General features: G+C 60.7%; 5 protein-coding genes and 1 pseudogene. 2 read left to right on the top strand and 4 right to left on the bottom strand.

Annotated features, from left to right (window positions below):
• Nucleotides 1-61: 61 nt before the first annotated feature.
• The 4 genes from CA237_RS19065 to CA237_RS19080 form a co-directional block, all read right to left on the bottom strand.
• On the bottom strand, nucleotides 62-730 hold the full coding sequence (locus tag CA237_RS19065; protein ID WP_126015270.1) for a glutathione S-transferase N-terminal domain-containing protein: 669 nt from the start codon (nucleotides 728-730) through the stop codon (nucleotides 62-64).
• Nucleotides 731-860: 130 nt separating this feature from the next.
• Nucleotides 861-1,400, bottom strand: a complete 540-nt coding sequence (gene msrA / locus CA237_RS19070) for a peptide-methionine (S)-S-oxide reductase MsrA (RefSeq protein ID WP_126015272.1) — start codon at nucleotides 1,398-1,400, stop codon at nucleotides 861-863.
• A gap of 1 nt (nucleotide 1,401) precedes the next feature.
• A complete protein-coding gene (gene msrB, locus CA237_RS19075) occupies nucleotides 1,402-1,845 on the bottom strand; it encodes a peptide-methionine (R)-S-oxide reductase MsrB (protein WP_126015274.1) in 444 nt (147 codons plus the stop codon).
• 149 nt (nucleotides 1,846-1,994) lie between these two features.
• A complete protein-coding gene (locus tag CA237_RS19080) occupies nucleotides 1,995-2,870 on the bottom strand; it encodes a LysR family transcriptional regulator (RefSeq protein WP_126015276.1) in 876 nt (291 codons plus the stop codon).
• 295 nt (nucleotides 2,871-3,165) lie between these two features.
• Between CA237_RS19080 and CA237_RS19085 the strand changes: the two genes are divergently transcribed.
• Both CA237_RS19085 and CA237_RS19090 read left to right on the top strand, forming a co-directional pair.
• Complete coding sequence (locus CA237_RS19085) at nucleotides 3,166-4,395, top strand: bifunctional alpha/beta hydrolase/OsmC family protein (protein WP_241215562.1); 1,230 nt, start codon at nucleotides 3,166-3,168, stop codon at nucleotides 4,393-4,395.
• Between the two features lie 85 nt (nucleotides 4,396-4,480).
• Nucleotides 4,481-4,699: pseudogene (locus CA237_RS19090) on the top strand (peptide-methionine (S)-S-oxide reductase); the annotation flags it as partial.
• Nucleotides 4,700-4,834 lie beyond the last annotated feature (135 nt).

The raw sequence follows: 4,834 nt of genomic DNA on the forward strand, positions 1-4,834 counted from the left end.
TCTTCAGCAAGATCAAACACTTCAGACGCATCGCAACGCGCTACGACAAACTCGCCCGAAACTATGCTGGCTTCCTCAATCTCGTCGCGGCACTCAAATGTTGCCTCTGAATGTAAACACCGCCTAGCAGTCCGCCGGCATTGTATGAGGTGACGAGTGCGTTCACCCAGCCGAGTGTTGCCACATCGGCAATAGAGTACTCGTCAACGATCCAGTCACGCCCTTCCAGCTGTCGATCCAGCACGCCGAGTAGGCGTTTGGACTCGTCCGCGAAGCGCTGCAGAGGACGCCGGTCCTCAAAGTTCTTGCCGCCCCAGCGCAGGAAGAAGCCCAACTGACCGAACATCGGTCCGACTGCAGACACCTGGAAAAAAACCCAGGCGAGCGTGTCATACCGCCTTTCAGGCGCGGCCGGCATGAGTTTTCCGCTCTTCTCCGCCAGGTAGACGAGGATCGCTCCTGACTCCCACACGCCAATCGGCACGCCGCTTGGCCCATGGGGGTCGATGATAGCCGGGATGCGGCCGTTCGGATTGAGCGAAACGAACGCGGGGTCCTTCGACTCGTTCTTTGAGATGTCTACAAAGTGCGGCTCGTATGCCAAACCGATCTCTTCAAGCATGATCGAAACCTTGACGCCGTTGGGCGTCGGTGCCGCATAAAGCTGCAGGCGATCAGGATGCGCTGCTGGCCACCGCTGCGCGATCGGGAATGAGGAGAGATCTGGCATTCGGCTGCAATTCTCGAAATAAGCCGGTCCAACAGACTGTCAGAACGATCATCCCTTCGTGGCCAGATCGCAAGGCGACGCGACCACGAAGGGAACTGCTGATGCTATGAAGGAGCGTGGACCCGCTCGATCAGTCCACCTGTGCCGTAGCCGCGCCGTGCGCACCGCCGGCATCCTGGCGCTTTGGAAGCACCCAGTCGGGTCGTGCGAAGTGACACGTGTAACCGCCCGGCCGCTTCTCGAGGTAGTCCTGATGCTCCGGCTCGGCTTCCCAGAAGTCGCCGACGGGCTCGACCTCGGTGACGACCTTGCCATTCCAGAGCCCCGATGCATCCACGTCGGCGATCGTGTCCTCGGCGATGCGCTTTTGCTCCTCGTCGACATAGTAGATGCCTGACCTGTAGGAGACCCCGCGGTCATTGCCTTGACGATCCTTCGTCGTCGGATCGTGGATCTGAAAAAAATATTCCAGGATGTTCCGGTAGCTCGTCACCTCGGGATCGAAGGTGATCTCGATCCCTTCGGCATGCGTACCGTGATTGCGATAGGTGGCGTTGGGCACGTCGCCGCCGGTATAGCCCACGCGGGTAGTGACGATGCCCGGCTGCTTGCGGATCAGATCCTGCATTCCCCAGAAGCAGCCACCTGCAAGAACTGCGCGCTGATGCATATTATGCCTCCTCAACCTGGTCGAGATATTCACCGTAGCCTTCGGCTTCCATTTCATCGCGGGGCACGAAGCGAAGCGCCGCTGAGTTGATGCAGTAGCGCAGCCCGCCCTGGTCGGCGGGGCCATCGGGGAAAACGTGGCCGAGATGGCTGTCGCCATGCACCGACCTGACCTCGGTCCTCGTCATCCCATGGGAGCTGTCCCGCACTTCGTTGACATGCGCCGGGACGATCGGCTTAGTAAAGCTAGGCCAGCCGGACCGTGAATCGAACTTGTCGGTGGAAGCGAACAGCGGTTCACCCGACACGATGTCGACGTAGATCCCTGGCTCCTTGTTGTCGTTGTATTCACCCGTGAACGGCCTTTCCGTACCGTGCTCCTGGGTGATGCGACGCTGCTCAGGGGTCAGGCGGTCGATCGCAGCCTGTGTCTTCTCGAACTTCATCATTAGACCTCCAATGCTAAGAGAGACTCTAGGCGCACCACGATCAGCATGACTGATGTGTCATCAAGTCGACTATCGCAGTCGCACACGTACTTATCCAATACGCCGTAGGCATAGTTTCCATAGCCGCGACGCTCGGCCCGTTGCGCTCACCTCCACTCGTATCGCGCCGCAAGCTGCGCGACTTTCCGGATCTCGACCGGAGCGGTCGATCCGGAAACCGTCACGATGACCACCTCCCTCTCCAAGGTGAAACCATCAATCGGCCGCGTAACAAGACCAGTCTCTGCGGCTGAACGCTCTGGGACGATGCATACCGCGCGACCCTCGGCAACGATGCGGTGGACCCAGTCTTCCCGGTCTGAACGCAAGCGCGGGCGAATCACCATGTCGCGACGGGCAAAGTGCTCTTGTATCTGGTCGCGAAACTCACAGTTGAGCCGATCGACCAAGGGGAAATTCGCTAGGTCTTCACCCCGAACAACGGCTGCCGCCGCCAAAGGGTGCTTCGCTGCGCAGGCGAGTACGAAGCGCTCTTGGAAGAGCGGTCGGACATCGAGCTTCCGATCCGGGCGAACTTCCCGCGGAAGGATACAAGCGTGATACTTGCCGGATAGAACTTCCGACGAGTCTTCGCCCGACTGGAGTGAATGCAGTCTGATCTCGATGGACGGGACTTCGTCCAGGGCATCCTCGAGAAAGGCTGCAAACCCTTTCGGTCCGACAGTCGGCGCGACAGCGATGTCCAGCACACGGTGGCGCCCCATCGTCCAGTTCTCAGAGTGATCGCGCACGCTCCTCAACGCCAGGAGCATTCGACGGAACTCTGCTTCGACATCCTGGCCGAGGCCGGTGAGACGGCTGTTCTTACCGTCCCGATAGATCAGCGCCCCGCCGAGCTCCTCCTCAAGGCGACGGATCGCACGCGTGAGGCTGGGCTGCGACACGCCACTCAACCGAGCCGCCTCGGTGAAGTTCAGCGTCTCAGCCAAGTTTATGAAATAGCTGACCTGATTGAGTTCCATCACCCCTCGGCCCATGTGTCTGCCGCACACTGTCTCGTAGACCCGTCTTCACAGACCGGCGGAGAAGTATGCGCGACGCATATAGTTTGCCGGTTAGGGGTTGTCTATCTGCGCGGCGCATATAAAAGGACTGAGTCTGCCGTGACTGGAGCCGATGCAAGGTGCTGCCCGGCGTGACGGTAAAGCGCGAGGCGATGCTCGCCCCGGCTCGCGGGTGGGGGAGATCGGCGACTGGCTGAGGAATGCGCAGCTCCGCGTTGGAACGGCGCGCTCATATATTCTGAGAGGTGTCGACGTGCCTGCAGCGAAGTTCACGTTCGAGAACGGAGAGGGCAAGCTTCTTAGCGGGCTCCTAGAGTCTCCGGAAGGCACCCCTCGCGGATGGGCGATCTTCGCTCATTGCTTCACGTGCGGGAAGGACAGCCGAGCGGCTGTCCACATCTCCCGCGCGCTGTCGCGGGCAGGGATCGGCGTCCTGCGATTTGACTTTGCCGGCACTGGGGTCAGCGGCGCCGAAGGCGAGGCAGTGGATTTCGCCGCGGACGTGACGGATCTCAAGTCAGCCGCAAGGGCGATGACGGCCGCGGGGATGACGCCCACCCTTCTTATCGGACATAGCCTAGGTGGAACCGCTGCTCTAGTGGCTGCGACCGATCTGCCGGACATCGTCGCCGTGGCTACCATCGGCGCGCCGTCGGAACTCGAGCACATCCTCAAGGTCTTCGACGCCAGCGATCTCGACACGATCAGACGCGAAGGCGAGGCATCGGTCGACATTGCCGGCCGGCCTTTCCTCATCCGACGCAGCTTTGTCGACGCCGTCGAACAGGTGGATGTAGAAAAGGCGGTCGCTGCGCTCCGTCGTCCCTTACTCGTCTTGCACTCCCCTCTCGATCAGGTGGTTGGGGTCGAGCATGCGTCACGCATCTTCGTCGCTGCTCGGCACCCGAAAAGCTTCGTATCGCTCGATGCGGCCGATCACCTTCTTGCAGATGCCGCCGACGCGAACTTTGCATCCGCCATGGTCGCCACGTGGGCCAATCGCTACCTGCCACCCCTTGTGGCCGATCTTCCGCAGGTTGAGGTTGCCGATGGAGTCGAGGCCATCGAGACGCTGGCGGGCAAGTTCCAGCTCAAGGTCCGCAGTGGCAAGCATTCGATCTACTCGGACGAGCCGACATCGGTCGGCGGACTGGGAAGCGGTCTTTCGCCATATGAGCTAGTCTCCGCCGGCCTCGCTGCCTGCACGGTGATGACGATGCGCCTCTATGCAAACCGAAAAGGCTTTCCGCTTGAACGAGCGAGCACCACGGTCGAGCACAAGAAGGTGGCGGACATGATGCCCCCAGACCGGTTCACTCGGACGATTGTCCTCGAAGGCCCTCTGGATGAGGAGCAACGCGCGCGTATTCTCGAGATCGCCGACCGCTGTCCCGTCGATCTAACGCTGATCCGTGGGTCAGATGTTCAGACTGACCTCGTCGACGCACCCTTGACCAAGCGAAGCCCCGAACCGGCGGCATGAACAACAGGATCCGAGCCGACCCAAAAGGGAGGAATCTGTGAGCGACCCGTCTGTCGAAAGCGAAGAAAATCGGACAGAGCGAGCGATACTCGCCGGCGGATGCTTCTGGGGCATGGAAGACTTGCTGCGACAAAAGCGGGGGGTCGTCTCGACACGCGTCGGGTACATCGGCGGTGAAACGGCAGACCCTACCTACGATGATCATCATGGCCACGCAGAGGCGGTGGAGGTGGTCTTCGACCCCGCCGTTCTGAGCTATCGCTCTCTGCTGGAACTCTTCTTTCAGATCCACGACCCGACGACGTACGAACAACTGTCCGTCGTCAGAACATTCGGCACAACTCGCGGCGTAGATTAGCGGAGTGCGGACCTCGTCAGGGGGTTGATGTTAGGCGGCGAACTTGCGGTGCTGCAAGCGCCGATGTTCGATGGTCTGTCG

Origin of the sequence: Sphingomonas sp. ABOLH (assembly GCF_003951715.1) — a bacterium.
GTDB lineage: Bacteria > Pseudomonadota > Alphaproteobacteria > Sphingomonadales > Sphingomonadaceae > Sphingomonas > Sphingomonas hankookensis_A.